This is a genomic window from Streptomyces phytophilus, from assembly GCF_013870535.1.
Taxonomy (GTDB): Bacteria; Actinomycetota; Actinomycetes; order Streptomycetales; family Streptomycetaceae; genus Streptomyces; species Streptomyces phytophilus.
This window is the reverse complement of the sequence record NZ_JACBXC010001416.1, coordinates 1-1473: the sequence shown is the minus strand read 5'-3', so window position 1 is coordinate 1473 and position 1473 is coordinate 1. Positions and strand designations below refer to the sequence as shown.

General features: G+C 74.5%; 1 protein-coding gene. It reads right to left on the bottom strand.

What is annotated here, in order from left to right; genetic code table 11:
* Window positions 1–16: 16 nt before the first annotated feature.
* Window positions 17–1473, bottom strand: a 1457-nt coding sequence (locus H5J30_RS32910) for an ATP-dependent DNA helicase RecG (RefSeq protein WP_181791347.1), incomplete at its 5' end; no start/stop codon positions are given.

Sequence of the window (1473 nt, the reverse complement as noted above, 5' to 3'; positions counted from 1 at the left end):
CGCGTCCAGACGTGCCTCAGCCCTTGTCGAGGAACTGCTCCCGCTCGTCGTCCAGCAGGCTCGCCAGCGCCCCGCGCAGCTCCGGGTACGGGGCCAGCTCCGGGTCCTGCGCCACGATCGCCGCCGCGGCGTCCCGGGCCTCGGCGATGACGTCCTCGTCGTCGATCACCGCGAGCATCTTCAGGCTGGAGCGCGCCCCGGACTGCGCCTGCCCCAGCACGTCGCCCTCGCGGCGCTGCTCCAGGTCGATACGGGAGAGCCGGAAGCCGTCCTGCGTGGCGGCGACCGCGTCCAGCCGGGTCCTGGCCGGGGTGCCCTCCGGCATCTCGGTGACCAGCAGGCACAGCCCGGCGGCCGACCCGCGGCCGACCCGGCCGCGCAGCTGGTGCAGCTGGGAGACGCCGAAGCGGTCGGCGTCCATGATGACCATGCCGGTGGCGTTGGGGACGTCGACGCCGACCTCGATGACGGTCGTGGCGACCAGCACGTCCACGTCGCCGGTGGCGAACCGGCGCATCACGTCGTCCTTGGCGTCCGGCGGCATCCGCCCGTGCAGCACCTCGACCCTCAGCCCCGCCAGCGGCGCCCCGGGGGCGGCGGAGAGCTGGGCGGCGACGTCGAGGACGGCCAGCGGCGGCCGCTTCTCCGCCTCGTCCTCCGGCGACGGTGCCTGCGCCGCGCCCTTCTTGCTTCCCTTGCCGGTCTGCGCGCCCTTGGTCTCCGCCTCCTCCGCGGAGTCCCCGATGCGCGGGCAGACGACGTACGCCTGGTGGCCGCCCTCGACCTCCTCGCGCACCCGCTCCCAGGCCCGGGAGAGGAAGTGCGGCTTGTCGGCCGCCGGCACGACGTGGCTGGCGATCGGCGAGCGCCCGGCCGGGAGTTGGTCGAGCACGGAGGTCTCCAGGTCGCCGAAGACAGTCATCGCGACCGTGCGGGGGATGGGGGTGGCGGTCATGACCAGCAGGTGCGGCGTGCGCTTGTCGTCCCCGCGGTTGCCCTTCGCGCGCAGCGCGTCCCGCTGCTCGACGCCGAAGCGGTGCTGCTCGTCGACGACGACCAGGCCCAGGTCGTGGAACTGCACCTTGTCCTCGATCAGCGCGTGCGTCCCGACGACGATCCCGGCCTCGCCGGTGGCCAGGTCGAGCAGTGCCTTACGGCGCGCCGCCGCGCCGGAGGAGCCGGTGAGCAGCTCGACCTTGGTGCCGTGCTCCGCGCCGCCCAGCAGGCCGGCCTCGGCCAGCTCGCCCATCATCTCGGTGATCGACCGGTGGTGCTGCTGCGCCAGCACCTCGGTCGGCGCGAGCAGCGCGGCCTGCCCGCCGGCGTCCACGACGGCGAGCATCGCGCGCAGCGCCACGAGCGTCTTGCCGGAGCCGACCTCGCCCTGGAGCAGCCGGTGCATGGGGTGGTCGGTGGCCAGGTCGGCGAAGATGTCGGCGGAGACCCGCCGCTGCCCCTCGGTGAGGGTGAACG